At 38.5% G+C, this 18,960-nt stretch carries 18 protein-coding genes; 8 read left to right on the top strand and 10 right to left on the bottom strand.

Features of this window, described 5'->3' with window-relative positions:
- The first annotated feature begins 20 nt into the window (after nt 1-20).
- The 4 genes from ABJD71_RS05185 (at nt 21) to ABJD71_RS05170 (ending at nt 2,619) form a co-directional block, all read left to right on the top strand.
- A complete protein-coding gene (locus ABJD71_RS05185; RefSeq protein WP_348165592.1) occupies nt 21-473 on the top strand; it encodes a transcriptional repressor in 453 nt (150 codons plus the stop codon).
- 30 nt (nt 474-503) lie between these two features.
- Complete coding sequence (locus tag ABJD71_RS05180) at nt 504-968, top strand: chemotaxis protein CheX (RefSeq protein ID WP_348165589.1); 465 nt, start codon at nt 504-506, stop codon at nt 966-968.
- Nucleotides 969-979: 11 nt separating this feature from the next.
- A complete protein-coding gene (locus tag ABJD71_RS05175) occupies nt 980-1,411 on the top strand; it encodes a secondary thiamine-phosphate synthase enzyme YjbQ (RefSeq protein ID WP_348165586.1) in 432 nt (143 codons plus the stop codon).
- A gap of 86 nt (nt 1,412-1,497) precedes the next feature.
- Nucleotides 1,498-2,619 (top strand): OmpA family protein, encoded by a 1,122-nt coding sequence (locus ABJD71_RS05170; RefSeq protein ID WP_348165583.1) that lies wholly within the window; start codon nt 1,498-1,500, stop codon nt 2,617-2,619.
- 97 nt (nt 2,620-2,716) lie between these two features.
- On the opposite strand, the gene dnaB is transcribed toward ABJD71_RS05170, so the two are convergent.
- Together dnaB and recQ are read right to left on the bottom strand one after the other, a co-directional pair.
- Nucleotides 2,717-4,114, bottom strand: coding sequence for a replicative DNA helicase (gene dnaB, locus ABJD71_RS05165; RefSeq protein ID WP_348165580.1), 1,398 nt, complete (start codon nt 4,112-4,114; stop codon nt 2,717-2,719).
- Between the two features lie 86 nt (nt 4,115-4,200).
- Nucleotides 4,201-5,985, bottom strand: coding sequence for a DNA helicase RecQ (gene recQ / locus ABJD71_RS05160; protein WP_348165916.1), 1,785 nt, complete (start codon nt 5,983-5,985; stop codon nt 4,201-4,203).
- 776 nt (nt 5,986-6,761) lie between these two features.
- Here recQ and ABJD71_RS05155 point away from each other — a divergent pair.
- Complete coding sequence (locus ABJD71_RS05155; RefSeq protein WP_348165577.1) at nt 6,762-7,691, top strand: diguanylate cyclase; 930 nt, start codon at nt 6,762-6,764, stop codon at nt 7,689-7,691.
- A 126-nt stretch (nt 7,692-7,817) separates the two neighbouring features.
- Complete coding sequence (rarD, locus tag ABJD71_RS05150; protein WP_348165574.1) at nt 7,818-8,708, top strand: EamA family transporter RarD; 891 nt, start codon at nt 7,818-7,820, stop codon at nt 8,706-8,708.
- Here rarD and ABJD71_RS05145 read toward each other — a convergent pair.
- Together ABJD71_RS05145 and uvrD are read right to left on the bottom strand one after the other, a co-directional pair.
- A complete protein-coding gene (locus ABJD71_RS05145) occupies nt 8,705-9,943 on the bottom strand; it encodes a diguanylate cyclase (RefSeq protein ID WP_348165571.1) in 1,239 nt (412 codons plus the stop codon). The genes rarD and ABJD71_RS05145 overlap by 4 nt on opposite strands.
- A gap of 8 nt (nt 9,944-9,951) precedes the next feature.
- Entirely contained in the window at nt 9,952-12,120 is a 2,169-nt protein-coding gene (gene uvrD, locus ABJD71_RS05140; protein WP_348165568.1) for a DNA helicase II, read from the bottom strand.
- A 221-nt stretch (nt 12,121-12,341) separates the two neighbouring features.
- On the opposite strand from uvrD, the gene cysE reads away from it, so the two are divergent.
- On the top strand, nt 12,342-13,121 hold the full coding sequence (gene cysE, locus ABJD71_RS05135) for a serine O-acetyltransferase (protein WP_348165565.1): 780 nt from the start codon (nt 12,342-12,344) through the stop codon (nt 13,119-13,121).
- 46 nt (nt 13,122-13,167) lie between these two features.
- Here the strand turns inward: cysE and ABJD71_RS05130 are convergent, their stop codons facing one another.
- From ABJD71_RS05130 to ABJD71_RS05105, 6 genes are all read right to left on the bottom strand, one after another.
- Nucleotides 13,168-13,884 (bottom strand): HAD-IA family hydrolase, encoded by a 717-nt coding sequence (locus ABJD71_RS05130; protein ID WP_348165562.1) that lies wholly within the window; start codon nt 13,882-13,884, stop codon nt 13,168-13,170.
- A gap of 39 nt (nt 13,885-13,923) precedes the next feature.
- Entirely contained in the window at nt 13,924-14,817 is an 894-nt protein-coding gene (locus ABJD71_RS05125) for a tyrosine recombinase XerC (RefSeq protein WP_348165559.1), read from the bottom strand.
- A gap of 14 nt (nt 14,818-14,831) precedes the next feature.
- Nucleotides 14,832-15,524, bottom strand: a complete 693-nt coding sequence (locus ABJD71_RS05120; protein WP_348165556.1) for a DUF484 family protein — start codon at nt 15,522-15,524, stop codon at nt 14,832-14,834.
- On the bottom strand, nt 15,521-16,351 hold the full coding sequence (gene dapF / locus ABJD71_RS05115) for a diaminopimelate epimerase (RefSeq protein WP_348165553.1): 831 nt from the start codon (nt 16,349-16,351) through the stop codon (nt 15,521-15,523). Before dapF ends, ABJD71_RS05120 begins: the two co-directional genes overlap by 4 nt.
- A gap of 177 nt (nt 16,352-16,528) precedes the next feature.
- A complete protein-coding gene (lysA, locus tag ABJD71_RS05110) occupies nt 16,529-17,779 on the bottom strand; it encodes a diaminopimelate decarboxylase (RefSeq protein WP_348165550.1) in 1,251 nt (416 codons plus the stop codon).
- 1 nt (nt 17,780) lies between these two features.
- A complete protein-coding gene (locus ABJD71_RS05105) occupies nt 17,781-17,951 on the bottom strand; it encodes a hypothetical protein (protein WP_348165547.1) in 171 nt (56 codons plus the stop codon).
- Nucleotides 17,952-18,440: 489 nt separating this feature from the next.
- Between ABJD71_RS05105 and rraA the strand changes: the two genes are divergently transcribed.
- The gene (gene rraA, locus ABJD71_RS05100) at nt 18,441-18,926 is read left to right on the top strand and encodes a ribonuclease E activity regulator RraA (RefSeq protein WP_348165544.1); all 486 of its coding nucleotides are present in this window, start codon (nt 18,441-18,443) and stop codon (nt 18,924-18,926) included.
- The last annotated feature ends 34 nt before the right edge of the window (nt 18,927-18,960 follow it).

Genomic DNA, 18,960 nt, shown 5'->3' with positions numbered 1-18,960 from the left:
TTCATTTTGAAGGAAGTAATGTGACTACTGCAGACCACGAATGTATAGATAACCTAGTTTATAAAGCGCGGCAATTTTGCGAAGATAAGGGAGCAAGATTCACCCTGCTGAGAGAAAAAATATATGGTCTATTATTAGAGCAAGGTGGGGCTGTTGGAGCATACGAATTGTTAGATACCTTAAAATTAACCGAATCTAATGCAAAACCTGCAACTGTGTATCGTACCTTAGACTTCTTGTTAGAGTTTGGATTGATCCATAAAATTGAATCCACCAATGCTTTTGTTGCCTGTCATCATTTTGACTGTCTTCACCCTGTACAGTTTTTAATATGTGATACATGCGGTGAAGTGACAGAGATTCAGTCTGTTGGTCTTAAAGATACATTAGACAAACAAGCATCAAGTGTAGGATTTAATGTTGTTAAACAAACCATTGAGGCGCATGGTACATGCTCCGAGTGTAATAACTGACTTAACCTCTATAGAAGAGAAACCAAATAAATGAATGCTGAATTTATCAACCCTTTTGTAGCAGCGCTACTGAATGTTTTAAAAACTATGGCTCAAATTGAATTGGTACCAGGTAAGCCTAAAAAGAAAACTGATGAACGAGCTTACGGTGATGTTTCAGGCTTAATTGGTATGGTAGGTGATAATGTGCAGGGCTCTTTATCAATATCTTTTCAAGAAGAGCTAGTGCTTGAAATTATGGAAAAAATGTTAGGCGAAAAACCTGATACCATTGATTCTGATGTAAAAGATATGGTGGGTGAAATTACCAATATGATATGTGGCGGCGCTAAAAATGAATTAGACAAGAAAGGTTATGATTTTGGTATGGCCACACCTATTGTGGTTTCAGGTAAAGATCATAGTGTTCACCACCAAGTTGACGGTAAAAAAATGGTGATGCCTTTTTCCCATCCCTCTGGAAAAATGTTTTTAGAAATGTGTTTTAATAAATAGGCATTTGTTAAATGTCTGAATGGTTTCAAAAATCCATAGTATTAAGTAAAAAATCTCGCGGATATCACCTCATTACCAGTGAAGTATTAAAGAAATTGCCTTTTATTCAAGAGATTGATGTTGGTTTGCTTCACTTATTTATTCAACATACCAGTGCAAGTCTAACAATTAACGAAAATGCAGACCCAACGGTTAGAATAGACATGGAAACTCAAATAAATAAAATAGCACCAGAAAACATGGCTTATTATATGCATAACTATGAGGGTGCAGATGATATGCCTGCTCATTTAAAAGCCAGTTTGTTAGGGAATAATTTAACTATCCCTATTTCTGGTGGGCACTTAGCCTTAGGTACATGGCAGGGCATAATTTTAGGTGAACATCGTAATTTAGCCCAAAATCGTCACTTAATTGCGACAGTTTCTGGTAAAAAAAGGTAAAAAAACAATAAAGCGGTTGCTTTCATTTTAATCATATATATGATCGCGCCCATTGTTATAAATAGAGATACATAGGAATAGTTGAAATGAAAAAATTATTAATTACCAGTTTAGTAGCTGCTGCTATTAGCACTGCGGTTCAAGCAGAAGATAAGGCCAACGACAAATGGGTTGCTGGATTTGCTGAGTATTATCTAACTGATGAAAGTGAATCAGGTGCGCCTAATTTTTTAGATAACGGTACTGGAATTGGTGCTGAGTTTGGTTATAGATTTGCGCCAGAATGGGCAACAAGACTTGAATTCTCTCATTTAAACATTGACGCATCACCTGCTGATGAGTCAGGTAACCGTGTTGGTGTTGATGCATTGTATTTTCTACCAGAAGACCTTTTATATGTTTTTGGTGGTGTAAAGTACACTAAAATCGTTGATGGTGGCTCTATGTTTAACCTTGGTCTTGGTAAGCATTGGAATGTGAATGATGATGTTGCAGTTATTACTGAAATAGCTGCTTATCAAGGCATAGATGATAGCAATGATACACATGTTGGTTTTAAATTTGGTTTAGCCTACACATTTGGTGGAACGTCTACATCTACAACAAGCGCTGATACTGACAGTGATGGCGTTGCTAATGGTCAAGATAATTGTCCTGGTACAGCTTACGGTACGAGTGTTGACGCTTATGGTTGTGCGCTAGTTGCAGATGTTGCTCCAGCGGCAGTAGTAACTGATACAGATACAGATGGTGATGGTGTTGCTGACGATCTTGATGAATGTGCTAATACTCCAAGCACAGACGTTGTTGATGCAACGGGTTGTGGCGTATTTATTGAAGAAGAAGTATCTTCAAACATCGAAGTATTGTTTGCAAACAACAGCTCTGTTGTGACTAACCCTAATGATTCTCAGTTCCAAGATTTCGTTGATTTCATGAATCGTTATCCTTCAGCTGATGCTCTTATCGAAGGACATTCATCTGCTCCTGGTGCAGCTGATTATAATATGTACCTTTCTCAGAAGCGTGCTGATGCAATCCGTACATTGTTAGTAGAACAATACGGTGTTGATGCTGATAGATTGACGACTCAGGGTTACGGTGAGACTCAATTGTTAGATACTGCAAATACAGCAGAAGCTAACAAAAAGAACCGTCGTATTATTGCAATCGTATCTGCAAGCGAACGTGTTAAATTACAAAAGTAATTTAAGCTTTTAAATACAAAAAGAGATGCAATTGCATCTCTTTTTTTTATTTTAAATTTAGTAGTTAGATAACCTATTACTCTTTTGTAGGTTTTAATTAATACTCGTCATCTATAGCCGGGCCTGCATAATTATCAAATCTCGAAAACTGTCCTTGGAAAGTAAGGCGAGATGTTCCAATTGGCCCGTTACGTTGTTTTCCAATAATTATTTCTGCTATACCTTGTTCGGTACTTTGCTCGTTATAAACTTCATCTCGATATATAAACATGATCAAATCTGCATCTTGCTCTATTGAACCAGATTCCCTTAAATCAGAGTTAATTGGGCGTTTGTCACTTCGTTGCTCCAAACTCCTGTTTAGCTGTGAAAGAGCCACTACAGGTACCTCTAATTCTTTGGCGAGTGATTTGAGTGAACGTGAAATTTCGGCTATCTCTAACGTTCGGTTATCGCTTAAGCCAGGAACTTGCATCAATTGTAAGTAGTCAATCATGATAAGGCTGATACCACCTTTATCACGGGCCAGCTTTCTAGCCCGCGTACGTACTTCCATTGGTGTTAAACCTGAGGAGTCATCTATAAATAGGTTATCTTTGTCTTTCAACATTGCCATAGTATTTGACATTCGAGCCCAATCTTCATCATCTAGCTGCGCGGTACGGACTTTTGTTTGATCTACACGACTTAATGACGCTAACATCCTCATCATTATTTGCTCTGAGGGCATTTCTAGACTGAATACTAAAACCGGCTTTTCTTCCAACAACATGGCATTCTCACATAGGTTCATGGCGAATGTCGTTTTACCCATAGAAGGCCTGGCTGCCACTATAATTAAATCAGATGGTTGTAAACCACTAGTCTTTTTATCTAAATCTGTATATCCAGTAGATACACCTGTTACTTCTTTATTGCTTTTTACCAGTACTTCTAATCGGTCAATTGTTTTAGTGAGAACAGCCTCTACATTTTTAGGTCCTTCGTCTTTGCCTGTTCTTTTCTCGGCGATCTCAAAAACCTTGCTTTCAGCCATATCCAGAATTTCACCTGAATTTCGGCCTTCTGGATTATACCCAGTGTCTGCAATTTCGTGAGCTACCCCTATTAACTCTCGAGTAACTGCCCGTTCCTTAATAATACTGGCATAGGCTGAAACATTGGCGGAGCTCGGCGTATTTTTTGCTAATTCTCCTAGGTAAGCAAAGCCGCCAGCATCGTCTAGTTCGTCTAACTCTTCGAGGTTTTCAGAAACGGTAATCAGATCTATTGGCTGATTTTTAGTAAGCAAACGTATGATGGCAGCATAAATGATCTGGTGAGAGCGATTATAAAAGTCTTCCTCAACTACCATCTCAGCTACCTTGTCCCAAGAATCTGGAGCAATGAGCATACTGCCTAAGACTGATTGCTCAGCTTCGATTGAATGGGGGGGGACTTTTAGTTTCTCGACTTTGTCGTCCGAATTTTTCTTGGAGACTGCTTTTACAGGCATGGTTCTTTCAGCTAAATTATGGGGGATTAGTATGCGTTAAAAAGTGTTAAAAAGTAAACCATGAGTGATAGAAGTATGTAGACCATTTACTTATTAATATGTGCAGAAATAGTAGAAATAAATCGTTCTCCATAGCGGCTCAATTTTGTCTGTCCTACACCGTGGATATCTAAAAATTCAATTTCTGATTCAGGGAACTTATTGGCCATATCAGCTAAGCTGGCGTCACTGAAAACAACAAAGGGTGGCACATCGTCTTGCTCTGCAATTTTCTTGCGTAAATGTTTAAGTTTCGCAAAAAGAGCGCGATCGTAATCTGGAGTTTGCCACGATTTTTGTTTGCTAAAGTTCAAGTCGAGTCTAGGTACCGCAAGTTGCACGTTTTGAACTTGTTGTAAAATGGGCCTTGCCTCTTCAGTGAGTTTTAATACCGCATTTTGGGTAATATCCACACGTATAAAGCCTCGATGGATAAGTTGGTTGATGATATTGTGCCAATAGGCATCTGATTTATCTTTGCCTATAGCAAAGGTACTAAGTTCGTTATGCTGCTGCTCAATTATTTTTTTTAGTTGTTTACCCCTTAAAACATCAATTAAATATTGAGTAGCCACAGCTTGTTTAAGTCTAATAATACAGGAGAGAACTTGTTGTGCCTCAACTGTGGCTTCAAAAGCTTTGGGTGGGTCTAAACATATATCGCAGTTGCCACAATGGCCTGCTGAATATTCAGCAAAGTAATTGAGGAGGACTTGTCTTCGACAGGTTTGTGCTTCTCCAAAGGCCTCCATTGCGGCAAACTTTTGTAACTCGACTGTATTCCGTTCTGGATTTTCGCCACTGGATATCCATTGTCTAATTCGACTGATGTCTTTTTCATCAAATAATAATAAGGCCTCTGCAGGCATACCATCTCGACCGGCTCTGCCTATTTCTTGATAGTAAGATTCGATGCTTCTGGGTAAATCAAAATGTAATACAAACCGTACATTAGATTTGTCTATACCCATTCCGAATGCAACAGTAGCCACTATGACATCGATCTTATCTTGAATGAAATCTCGTTGAATAATATCTCGAATGTTTGGCTCTAAACCCGCGTGATAGCCAGCGCTGTTGATGCCTTTACGCGCAAGAGCCATGGCTAAATCATCTACTTTGCTACGGCTATTACAGTAAATAATACCGCTGCCTTCTTGTTGCTTTACAAAGCTAATTACTTGCTCAGTTGCTTTATATTTTGTGACCTGGTTATAGCGAATGTTAGGACGGTCGAAACTGCCTTTAAAAATGAAAGGGGAGTTTAAGTTAAGTTGTAAACTGATATCAGCTCGTGTTGCAAGATCTGCTGTTGCTGTTAAGCCCATCATTGGTACGTCAGGAAAATGGTGTTTAAGCTGCCCGAGGAGCCGATAGTCTTTTCTAAAATCATGGCCCCAGTGGGATACACAGTGGGCTTCGTCTACCGCAATTAAACTGATAGATAAACTTTTTAAGCGTGTAATAAACTCAAGTTGCATTAACCTTTCAGGAGCGACGTAAATTAACTTGTATTCGTTTTCCTGCATCCCTTTATATATGTTGTAAATATCTTCGTATGAAAGATTAGAGTTGATATAGGCTGCATTGACGCCATAAGTTAACAGCCCATCTACCTGATCTTTCATTAAAGATATAAGTGGTGAAACTACTATGGTTAAGCCAGGTAATAATAAGGCAGGTATTTGATAACAAAGTGACTTACCACCACCAGTTGGCATCAAAACTAAGGAATCTTTTTTATTTAAGGTACTAGAAATGACCTCCGATTGACCATCTCTGAACTGGTCGTATCCAAAAGTGTTTTTTAAAACCTCTCTCGCTTTATCTATAAGGGTAGTTGAAGTTGCAGAGTGGCTAGATGCTTGTTCAGACAAAGATTTCTCAATGGAGTTATATATCCGACAAGTTTACGTGTTTTTGACTGAGTGTTCACTTGCTATCACTCAAAAAAGCACTTTGAATTTATAGTGGTGAGGTGAGTGGTTATAACAGCATAAAAGTAGTGGGCCTCCGTATATGTTAAAATGCGATCAAATATTAGGGTTTAAGATTGAGTGTGTTGATAGAAACAAAGTGATAATTATTCTTCAGTGTAATGGAAAATCAATATGTACCCTGTACATAACATGCCGCATGGCGTTCTAACTATTACTGCTTTAGACGCCATTGTTCGTCTAGTCGTTTTCAAGTCATGTGTGGGTGATTTGCAAACTAAAAAAACATTTCCAAGAATTAGCTAATGTAATCACGTTACGTATGAGGAGGTATTACTTTGGCCTAGGAAAGGAGTGAAGGTTCATTGAAACAATATCACGAGCATAATGCTGCCTGTCGTAAAATAAGCTTAAATAATCAATCTAGTTTGTATAAAGGGATTATCACCATTACTTAGGTTATCTAACGCTTTGAAAAGTAGAATAATAATAGACTTGTAGCTGGAAATTATTAACTTAACTTGAGTGTTGAAAGGGTTATTAGCCTTTTTTTAAAAAAAGAAAACGCTTTATTGTTGCCGAATATTTAGACAATATGCAACTGTGCATTTAGTTAATCTAGTACTGGTCAATCGTGACGGGTACGTTATAGATTATATTTCAGGGAAGTTATGACGGTTTTTCAAAAAAATCTTACATTGCTGATTGTAGATAATGATGTTGTGAATATATCAACACTCACGTCCCTGTTTGCCAAAAAATATAGTATTGAAGTCGCTTATGATGGAAAGGCAGCGCTTCAAAGTATTTTGCTACAAGATATAGATTTAGTGCTTAGCAAAGTGGACGCGGCTATTATCAGTGGTCAAGAGTTATGTTCATTCGTAAAAGGTAATCGTTTAACTGCACACATCCCAATAGTACTACTAGCTCGAAATGCTACGTCTGATGAAGAAGAAGAGTGTCTAAGTATAGGTGCAATTGACTATATAGCGCTAAATGCTCGCCCTAAAACCATATTATTTAGAGTTAAAAATCATATGACCATGGTGGCTCAGCAGAAAAGGTTAGCTCAAGTATCATGTACTGATGGCTTAACGGGTTTGGCCAATAGAATGCAGTTAGACACAATGTTGAATAAAGAATGGTATGCCGCTGTACGTGGTGATCAATCAATCGCTATCTTACTGATTGATATTGATAACTTTAAATTATTTAATGACGAGTTTGGCCATTTAGAGGGTGATAAGTGTTTAAAAACTGTGGCGTCAATTATTGCTAAAAGTAAAAGGAGGGAAGGAGATTTTGCCGCTAGGTATGGGGGAGAAGAGTTTGTATTGTTGTTACCATTTACTGACCTAGAGGGCGCGATACAAGTGGCTGATAGTTTAACGTCTAACATTAGGAATAGAAATATCAAAGCAGCAAAAGGTGCTCACTTTCCTATGGTGACAATCAGTGTTGGTATAACTGCTTATGTTCCAAAACATCATAAAGGAATAATCAATAATCCAATTGACCTTCTTAACAATGCAGATAAGCATTTATTTAAAGCTAAACAAAACGGCAGGAATTGTTACTCTGCGTCTGAAGAATATTGAGGTGTGTTAAGTTTTACCTGTATATTGAAAAAATAATTAATATTCATTCTTCCTTGATTGCAATTCCTTAAGGCATAACTCACACTGCGCCACAAAATCATCCTAGTCTTTATTTGGTGCGTACTTTTGAATCAAAAATCTGTTAAATCTGGTGTACTGTTCGCTATTGCAGCTTATGTGATGTGGGGCCTAGCCCCCATGTATTTTAAAGCATTGAGTGAAATGGCAGCACCAGAAATTATGATGCATAGAGTATTTTGGTCTGTACCTGTCTTGTTTTTCTTATTGCTAGTTAGGCGTAAACTTGGGCAGGTGACTGCCGCAATTTTAAACTCCAAGATTTTAGTAGTGCTATTCATTAGTGGTTTTTTATTAGCAATTAACTGGTTGTTATTTATTTGGGCAGTGAATAATGGCCGTATGCTTGAATCTAGCTTAGGCTACTTCATTAATCCGCTTATAAATGTGGTATTAGCTCGATTATTTTTAGGTGAAACATTAACTAAAATGCAGAGCCTAGCTGTTTTGGTGGTATTTATTGGTGTAGCCAATTTAGTTATTTCTTATGGTCAATTACCATGGGTGTCACTTGTGTTAGCCCTAACATTTAGCTGTTATGGCTTGTTACGTAAAAAAGTTGCGGTTGAATCTATGCCTGGTTTATTTATTGAAAGTCTTTACATGTTTCCTTTTGCTGTAATTTATTGGTGCCTAGTACAGCCAGAGCATAGTAATTTGTTCATAAATGATATTGAGTTAAACAGCCTTCTTATGTTGGCTGGGGTGATTACTACCGTGCCACTGTTATGTTTTACAGCGGCAGCTAGACGTATTCGTTATACTACTTTAGGTTTCTTTCAATATATAGGCCCAAGCATTATGTTTGTATTGGCTGTGGGGATTTATGGAGAGCCAATTGATAATACGAAAATTTTTACTTTTATGTGTGTTTGGGCCGCTTTGGTAATTTATGTTTACGACCTACTTAGAGTATATAAACACGTTCCTAAAGTTTAATCAGATATGACTTTGTTTCGCCCGCTGCTTTTAGCTATATATAAGAGTTCATCGGCTTTACGTATCATTCCTTTTATACCGGCGTTATTGCTGTGAGTAAGGCCAATACTCACAGTACAAGACAATGATTGTTTTTCAAATGTTAGCTTTTTATTGCTCATAGCGATACGAAACTTTTCTATTATTTCCGACACTTCATCTCTAGGAACATTTGTAAAATATACACAAAACTCCTCCCCTCCAAACCTTGCTGCGGTGTAGTCAGAGAAGTACTCAGCAACTAATTTGGCTATTTCTTTTAGGGTGTAATCGCCACAATCATGGCCATATGTATCGTTAATGTTTTTAAAATGATCTACATCAATAATCGCTAAACCTTCTAATTTGGGATTGATTTTTTGTGCTGCTTCAACTCTTGTAAAAAAATAACGACGGTTAGGTAGTCCAGTTAAATAATCTGAGTTAGCAACTCTTCTAATGGTTTCAATATTCTCTAATCTTTCTATATTTTGCATAACTCTGCAAAAAAATTCTTCGTGGGAATAAGACTTATGAAGGTAATCCGTGGCTCCACTTTTTATGAAGCGTGCAGACAGGCCACTAGTAGTGTCTGCAGTTATGCCAATAATCCCTAAGTCTTCTTTGGAGTGGGTGAGGCGTAATTCTGAAATGAGTTGTATCGCAGACGTGTCAGATAAGTTTTCATCAATAATCACTAATTGAATATTAGAATTATTGCGCAAAGCTTGAATACTTTGTTCTGAGTTTACAGCCTCAAAAGTGATGAAGTTATGCCGTTTAAGTAAAGCTGTCATAGTATTTCGGCTATTTCTAGATTGATTTGCGACTAATACTGCTATTTTTTTATTCTTGTCTAAGCGACTTAACAAACGCGTTAAGTATTCATAAACTTGAGCGTTTTCTTTTGGAACATAATCGACAATATTTTTTTCAAGAATAATTTTTCTTGTCGTTTCATCTAAGTTTTCAGTGACGACTATCGTGGGTAGAAAAGAATCAATTGTAAAATCGATTGCTTCTCCGTTAGGGGCATCAGCTAAACTAAAATCTACAACTGCACATAAATAGTCTTCGGGTGTCGATTCCGAAAAAACATGCTTAGCTTCTATTAGGCTGTTGGTACAGATAGGTTCTAATTTAGCCTCGGTAATAAGGCGTTGCATAACCATCATACTTGATTGGCTATTTTCAATAATAAGGACTTTATGTTGCATTGAAAGGTTTACACTTTAGTTAATTTAGCGAAGGACATAACAAGCCATTTACTGCCAAAATCATCAAAATTGACTTGAATCCGTGCATGTTCACCAGTGCCTTCGTAATTGAGAACGGTTCCTTCAGCGAACTTAGGATGGATAACTCGCTCTCCTAATTGAAAAGCCGATGATTCAAATGCAGTATGTCCAGTTGTTGCTGTAAATCGATTGTGTACAGGACGAGAGATAGTGGTGCGTAGTCTTACCTCTTCTATGTGTTCTGATGGTATTTCTTTAATAAAACGTGATGGTGTGTGGTATTTGTCTTGCCCATATACACGCCTGTTTTCAGCGTAGGTTATATAAAGCTTTTGCATAGCGCGGGTCATACCTACATAACAAAGACGACGCTCCTCTTCAATCTTGCCTGGCTCTTCGTTACTCATTTGGCTTGGGAACATGCCTTCTTCAACACCTACCATAAACACTAAAGGAAACTCCAAACCTTTAGCGGTATGGATTGTCATCATTTGCACCGCGTCTTGGTGGCTGTCGGCTTGAGTGTCACCAGCTTCTAAAGATGCGTGGGCTAAAAACGCAGATAATGGTGTCATGTTGTCTGCTTCTTCTGGAACAACAAATTGTTTACATGCAGTGACTAGTTCTTCTAAGTTTTCGATTCTAGCTTGAGCTTTTTCACCCTTTTCAGCCTTGTACATGGCATATAAGCCTGAATGCTTTATAACATGGTCAGCTTGCTGCTCTAATGGAAGTTCCACAATGTCTTGCCTTAACTGCTGAATGAGTTTCATAAAGGCTTCAAGAGCATTTGATGCTCGGCCGCTTAGTCTCTTCTCTGCTAACAGTTTGGTACTCGCATCCCACATCGATAATTCAGCATCTCTAGCTAGCTCTCTTATCTGAGATAAGGTTTTGTCTCCTAAGCCTCGAGTTGGGGTGTTTACAATACGTTCGTAAGCTGCATCATCAATGGTTTGATTGATAATTCTTAAATAGCTTAATGCGTCACGGATTTCTTGGCGTTCGAAGAATCGTAAACCTCCATAAATTCGATAAGGTATCGACTCTTGAAGTAAGGCTTCTTCTAAAACCCTTGATTGTGCATTACTTCTATAAAGAAGAGCGCAATCAGTTAAAGCATTGCCGTTGTCACTCCATTCTTTAATACGTGAAACGTTAAAACGCGCTTCATCAAGTTCATTGAAACCGGCATAGAGAGATATCAATTCGCCCTGACTGTCTTCAGTCCACAACTCCTTACCTAGGCGACCACTATTATTATCAATAACTGCATTTGCCGCTTGTAATATATTGCCAGTAGAACGGTAGTTTTGTTCAAGTCGAATGGTTTTTGCGCCTTTAAAGTCTTTTAAAAAATGTTGAATGTTTTCAACATTCGCGCCTCTCCAACCATAAATGGATTGGTCATCGTCGCCAACAATAATCATATTGTTTGTAGGCGCTGCTAATAAGCGCAACCAAGCATATTGAATGTTGTTGGTGTCTTGAAATTCGTCTACCAGAATAGCGCTAAAGCGTTTTTGATAATGTTGTAAAATGTGTGGGTTGTTCAACCATAACTCGTGGGCTCTGAGTAGTAATTCAGCAAAGTCGACCAAACCTGCGCGATCACAGGTTTGTTGATAGGTTTGATAGATTTCTCGCATCTTTTGCTGAGTAGCATCACCATTGGTTTCAATATGTTGCGGACGTAAACCTTCGTCTTTATTACCATTGATGTACCACTGTATATGTTTAGGCGCCCAGTGTTTTTCATCTAGATTCAAGCTTTTTAGTACTCGTCTGACTAATCTATATTGATCATCAGAATCTAAAATGGTGAAGTTTTCGGGGAGGTTAACATCAGCATAATGGGTGCGAAGCAACCTGTGAGCAATGCCATGAAATGTCCCAATCCACATAGAATTAAGGGCAGAGCCCTGCAAATGCTCCACTCTGCCCCGCATTTCTTTGGCTGCTTTATTTGTAAAGGTTACTGCTAAAATGCCATAAGGGGCAATGTTTTCGACTTCCATTAACCAGGCAATGCGATGCACTAACACTCGAGTTTTACCGCTGCCGGCGCCTGCTAAAATTAGCATGTCAGATGCGGGAGCCGCTACAGCATCCCTTTGTTTATCATTTAATTGGTCTAGAAGGCGAGATACGTCCATTACACTACATGTCGTCAAAAAATTATGTGACTAGTATATCAGTAATACTGTATTTAATTACACTAGACTATAAAATTGTAAATCTGCCCCAATTATATTTAATAGATTCGTAAAAATGAGCTGTGCCATAATTTTATATTCTCAAAATGTAGGGTAAGCATTCCAGAAGTTATTGAATGTATAAATGGTTCTAATAATTAGTAACAAGCAAGGAGATGTATATGACGATTGAGTTTTGGCAACGTTTAAAGTCGGAAGCGCAAACGTTAGTGGCTAATGAGCCACTATTAGCAAGCTATGTACATAAGTGTATTTTAGCCCACCATAATTTCGAAACTGCATTGAGCTTTATTTTATCGACTAAGTTAGCGGACGATGTCATGGGGTCTTTGTCATTACGAGAAATGTTTGAACAAAGTTATTTATTACACCCCTCAATAGTTGAGGCAGTAATGGGCGACGTGGAAGCCGTTTATAACCGAGACCCAGCAGTCCATTCATATTTAACTGTATTATTAAACTTTAAAGGTTTTCACGCCATTCAAGTTCATAGATTGGCACATCAATTATGGTTAGCAAGTAGGCATGATTTAGCATTGTTTATACAGAGTAGAAATTCTGAAGTGTTCTCGGTAGACATTCACCCTGCAGCATGTATTGGCCAAGGTGTCATGTTTGATCACGCCACAGGGATAGTTGTGGGAGAAACCGCCGTTATTGAAAATAATGTCTCTGTAATGCAATCGGTTACTTTAGGGGGCACAGGTAATGAAGCAGGCGATCGTCACCCTAAAATTAGAGAAGGGGTGATGATTGGCGCAGGTGCAAAAATACTGGGGAACATCGTTATTGGTAAAGGAGCTAAAGTCGGTGCGGGTAGTGTGGTATTAAATGATGTGGCAGCTCACGTAACTGTTGCAGGTATTCCAGCAAAAGTAGTGGGTAAACCGACCTGCCAAAGCCCTTGCGAAACTATGAATCAAAATATACTTGAAGACTAGAGCTTAAAAGTAAGCTCAGGTTTGGCTTTGGTTGAACAAAAGGAATTTATATAAGTAAAAGTAGCTCTTCAAGTTTATTAAGCTGAATATGGGGTAAAGTCATGACCCTTTCATTTACTAATCCCATGTTTCTATTCTCGGCATACCAAGCGGTTTGGTAACCTGCTTTTAACCCGCCCCATATATCTTTTTGTAAATTATCTCCCACATGTAAAATATTATGTGCTGGCAATTTTAAAAATTGTTGAGAAAGTTGAAACATGGCGGCATCAGGCTTCATGGCTAAGTTTAATGACGCTTTAAAAGTTTTTGAAAAATAAGGTGCTATACCAATCTGGTCGAGGTTGACGTTACCATTTGTTATGGCCACAAGAGGAACCTTTTCTGATAACTCTTGCAATAAAGAGTGAGTAGACTCACTTAATGTGAAGTTGCTTCTTTGAAAATAAAAGTAATCAAAGCTCCGTTGAGCTGCTTTTTTAGCTGCCTCTGGTGACAAACCTAATTGGGAAAAGCCTGAAAGCATAGTGGTATAACGCAACTGCCCCATGTCATGCTTTAGCATCGGAGCGTTTTTTAGGGTTCTTTCTTGATGAGTTCTCCAAAAATTTTCACCGAGATGTTTAGCTTCGGGATAACTTTGTTTTAACCATCCTAAGAGAGCCTGATTTGCTTTTACTAAAATAGGATAGTTGTTATATAAGGTGTCATCTAAGTCAAAGGTCATAGCTTTAACTTTTTGTAGTTTTTTATAGAAAATCATTTGTGTTTAAGGAGTCTTATATATGAACATGTTAGCCCTTTATTTATTCTTTTTAGCTCTTGGGTGAGCTTTGTCATAAACCGAAGCCAAATGCTGAAAATTTAGATGAGTATACACTTGAGTGGTAGCAAGGTTAGCATGGCCTAAAAGTTCTTGAACACCTCTCAGATCCGAGCTTGATTCTAATATATGGGTTGCAAAGCTATGTCTTAATTTGTGAGGATTGACTGACTGTTCTAAATCTTGACTTGCTGCCCATAGCTTCATCCTTTTAGCCACTTGCCGGGTGCTGATCCTATTTTTTCGTTTACTTAGAAATAATGCTGGTTCAGACGCATTGGCGAATTCAGGTCTTAGTTTTAACCACTCCGATATGGCTACCATGGCCACTCTACCAATAGGTAATAAACGTTCTTTATTACCTTTTCCTATAACTCGCAACTGGTTGTCGGCTTCGATACTTTGTAAGTTAAGGGACACTAGTTCGGCTAACCGTAAGCCACAACTGTACATTAACTCCATGATTGCTTTGTCTCTAATTGCTAGTATGTCGTCATTTTTGATATCGAGTAGTTGATGCATTTCGTCTACGTTTAGTTGCTTAGGCAAGGGCTTACCTTGCTTAGGCGCACTAATCGAAGTAGCTGGATTTTGACTTAGGACACTTTGTTGAATTAAAAACGCGCAAAAGCCTCTAATTGCTGATAATCGTAACGCGATAGAACGCGGATTAAGGTTTGCTCTTCTGGCTTGATTCAAAATATGCCGAACGTCTTGAGTATCAAACAATTCCCAGCTAGCAATGTTTAGGTTCTCGAAAGCTGCATTGAGTTGCCTTTTGTAGCTATCGATAGACTTAGCCGCAAGGTGTTTCTCATATTTTAGATATAATAGATATTTGTCTAACCAAGGCTGTAAACTTGGCGAAAACATAATGATGAAATCTGTTAGTAGGTCAACATTTTAGGTAATAGCACACCTAAAAACTGTTGTAATTGGGTGATTAATAAAGTGTCCATATCTGGATTAAAGTGACTAGGGTCTTTGCTACCAATTGCTAAAATGCCTAGTTCCCCAACTTCGCCAATGAGTAATAATGCCACTGACTTGGCTTCTTGATCGTTAAACAGCAATTTACGTTCGTGCTCACTTAAGCGGCCGAAGAAGAATTGATTCTGCTGAAAACGCTTTTCAATAAATAGTCTGCGTTGAATTTCAGGAAGTGCATGAGGACCTTTAAACGGCTTAAGTGTTACAGCAGATAGCTCTAGGTTCTCTTGGATAACTTCTTCTAATATAAACTTAAGTTCATCCAAATCTTTACACTTTAAGATACGAAGATTTAAGTCTGCGTAAACTCGGTATATGGCTTCGTTTTGTTTAGCGATCGAAATTAATTGGTTTAGTTTATGATTTAATGTCCTAACCTTTTTACGTAATTGCTCACTCTGTAATTCAACCAGGGATACGCTACCTTTTAAACTGTGAGGAATTTTTATTTTTTCAATTAGTTGAGGGTATTGTACGAAAAAATCAGGGTTATTAAGTAAGTAAGTGGCTACTGACTCATGAGATAAAGATTCTTCATAATTCGTGTTTATATCCGTATTATTTTTATATTGCTCCAAAATCTCACTCATATGTTTATATGCCCATCAAATACATGTTCAGCTGTTCCCGTCATTTTTAAGACATTATCTTTGCCTTGCCAACGTATTTTTAAACTTCCGCCAGGTAAATCTACTCTAACATCTTTACTCAATTTGTTGTGTATTTGTCCGATAGCAACCGCGGCACAAGCCCCACTTCCGCACGCTAGTGTTTCACCCGCTCCACGTTCATAAACCCGCAATTTTACATGGTTAGGATTGATGATTTGCATAAACCCGACATTTGCCCCTTCGGTGAATCTTTCATGTCGTTCAAGTAAAGGCCCTATTCCTTCGACATCAGCTTTTTGAACATCATCAACTAATAATACACAATGAGGATTACCCATTGATACGGCGCCACAGAAAAATGTATGGTCTTCAGCACGCAATACATAAATTTTCTCTTGCTTCTTAGCTTTTATGGGCACCATATGTGGATCGAATTTAGGAACTCCCATATTGACAGTTACTTGGCCATCTTTTTCAAGATATAAAACCATACGACCTGCCTTGGTGCTGACAATTATTTTATTACGATTAATCAACCCTTTCATTTTTACAAATCGCGCAAAACATCGTGCGCCATTACCACATTGTGATACTTCTGAACCGTCAGCGTTGAATATTCTATAATGAAAATCTTGCTCAGGATCGTATGGAGGCTCGACCAATAAAAGTTGATCGAATCCTACTCCAAAATTTCTATCTGAGAGCTGTTGTATTTTCTCTTTTGAAAAGAAAACATTCTGGGTGACGTTATCAATGACCATAAAGTCATTGCCCAGGCCATGCATCTTTGAAAACTGGATTTGCATTGTCACTACTTAGCTATAATTGTTATCTAACCGCTTAAAGCAGGTCGTTAGATTCGTTACTAACAGTTATATCATTTCATATAAAGACTGACCATGCCTTTAACTAGCATCGGCAAAAATAATCTAAATAACTTTCTGTTTTAACATCACCTTGTAATAAACAAGGCAGCCAAAGAATTAAGTTGGTATGTGTTCATTCTCAAACAAACTTTCAATGGTCTCTCTTTCTCTAACTAAGTGAGCTTCGTTAACATCAATGAGTACTTCAGCGGCGCGGCCTCGACTATTGTAATTTGACGCCATAACAAAGCCATATGCGCCAGCACTTCTTACTGCTAGGAAATCGTTTGGAGCTATGGCAAGTTCTCGCTCCTTACCTAAAAAGTCACCGGTTTCGCAAATAGGCCCTACAACGTCATAAGTGGCTGCTACTCGGTTTACGCCAATGTTAAGTGGGATGATACTTTGCCATGCTGAATACAGTGAAGGACGAATTAAGTCGTTCATGGCTGCATCTACGATCGCAAAGTTTTTCTCATCACCTTCTTTTAAAAACTCTACCTTTGTCAGTAATACCCCTGCGTTTGCCATGATGGCTCGACCTGGCTCAAAGATCAGTAGCAAGTCTTCCCTACCTTGCATGCGCTCCGCAATTGCTTGGGTGTACTCATCTGGGTGAGGGGCTTTTTCGTCATTGTAGGTTACACCTAACCCGCCTCCCACATCTAAGTGCTTCAAGTGAATACCGTTTTCAGCCAACTCGTCAATTAAAGCTAACAAAATATCGAGTGCATCAATAAAGGGGGATAACTCCGTTAATTGAGAGCCAATATGGCAATCAATGCCGATAACATTCAGAAATGGCAGGCTTTTAGCGTATTGATAAATTTCAACCGCATTTTGACGTGCAACACCAAACTTGTTGGCTTTTAGGCCTGTGGAAATATAAGGGTGGGTGTTTGCATCGACATCAGGGTTAACCCTAATTGAAATAGGTGCAGGTTTACCCTGTTGCTCTGCTACTTCATTAATTCTAGCTAACTCGCTGCGAGACTCAACGTTAAAACACTTGATGTTATGTTCTAGTCCCAGTGCAATTTCTGCCTCTGTTTTACCTACACCTGAAAATACTACTTTTCCGGGGTCGCCACCCGCCTTAAGTACTCGTAATAATTCTCCTCCCGACACTATGTCGAATCCCGATCCTAACTTAGCCATTACATTTAATACCGCTAGGTTGGAGTTGGCTTTAACCGCATAACAGATTAGGTGAGGCTGGTCGCCAGCAGCCTTGTTGAACGCGAGCCAATGGCGTTCTATTGTTGCCTTTGAATAGACATAACAAGGTGTTTTAAATTTTTCAGCTACTTCTGTCAAAGAGACATTTTCAGCGTAGAGTTCTTGGTTTTTATATGCGAAGTAATCCATATTAATTGGTTCCTGTAGCAGGGGATTCGGTGGCTTCTTTAGCTTTAGTTTCAACTTTGTTGCTTTGAGGTGCTTCTGGAAGATAAAGCGCTCGCTTTTGACCACAAGCTGACATACCTACTAGGCAAGAAAATAGCATGAGTTGTGATGCAATTCTTAGAGTTTTTAGCATAACTACCACCGCAAAATAAATAGCTGGCAATAATGTCATTACCTAGCTAAAAAACAAGGGGTAGAGTGAGATGATTTGGCATTTTATGCAATAAGAAATAACTAAGTTTACCAATGTTTAAATTTATTGGGAAACTTGTCTTAATTGTTTTAATACCCACTCAGGGAATTTGACCTGGTGCCACAATGCCGCGTATAAGCCCTTGGTATCGTTCTATTGTCTATTCACAATCCAGTCTATTAGTGTATCTGGGGTTGAAGAAAATCGGATGGTGTCTGGTGTGTCACTTTGTAGTAATGATTTCATAAGGTAGCTCGAACAGTTACAAAGCTAAAATGATATTAAGCAAGGCTCATGAACCATATATGTCAATTTTGCTAAAACGTTATGACAGCCCTTAAGCATTCCTAGAATATTGATAAAAATACACTAGATTTGAATTTCTCTAGCAGTATACTCAAGACTAAACCTAGCAAACTTGGAATTTACATGGACTACAACACATCTACTTTATGCGATATTTTTGCGGACAGCGTTGACGTGGTTGAGCCCATGTTTATAAGTTTTGGAGGTAGATCTTCGTATGGCGGCGAAATTACAACTATCAAATGTTTTGAAGATAAAGGTCTGATCGATAAGACTCTAGAGCAACCAGGGGTGGGCAAAGTCTTATTAATTGATGGTGGTGGCTCTATGCGACGAGCTTTGATTGACGCAACTTCGGCACAACTCGCATTTGATAATGGTTGGGAAGGTATTGTGTGTTACGGCAGTGTCCGTGAAGTTTATGAATTAGAAGATATTAACATCGGAATTCATGCTATTGCATCTATACCTGTAGGAGCTGATGATCAAGAATTAGGTGATGTAGATGTTGCAGTGAATTTTGGTGGCGTAACTTTTCTCCCTGAAGACCATCTATATGCGGACCAAACTGGCATTATCTTATCTCCGGACTCCCTCGACCTTGAATAGCTTTATTATTTGCCTATAAAAAAGCCGTGTTTCA

The sequence above is a fragment of the Paraglaciecola sp. genome (genome assembly GCF_039943935.1).
Taxonomy (GTDB): domain Bacteria; phylum Pseudomonadota; class Gammaproteobacteria; order Enterobacterales; family Alteromonadaceae; genus Paraglaciecola.
The sequence above is the reverse complement of the archived record's forward strand: the minus strand, read 5'-3'. Positions and strand labels throughout refer to the sequence as shown.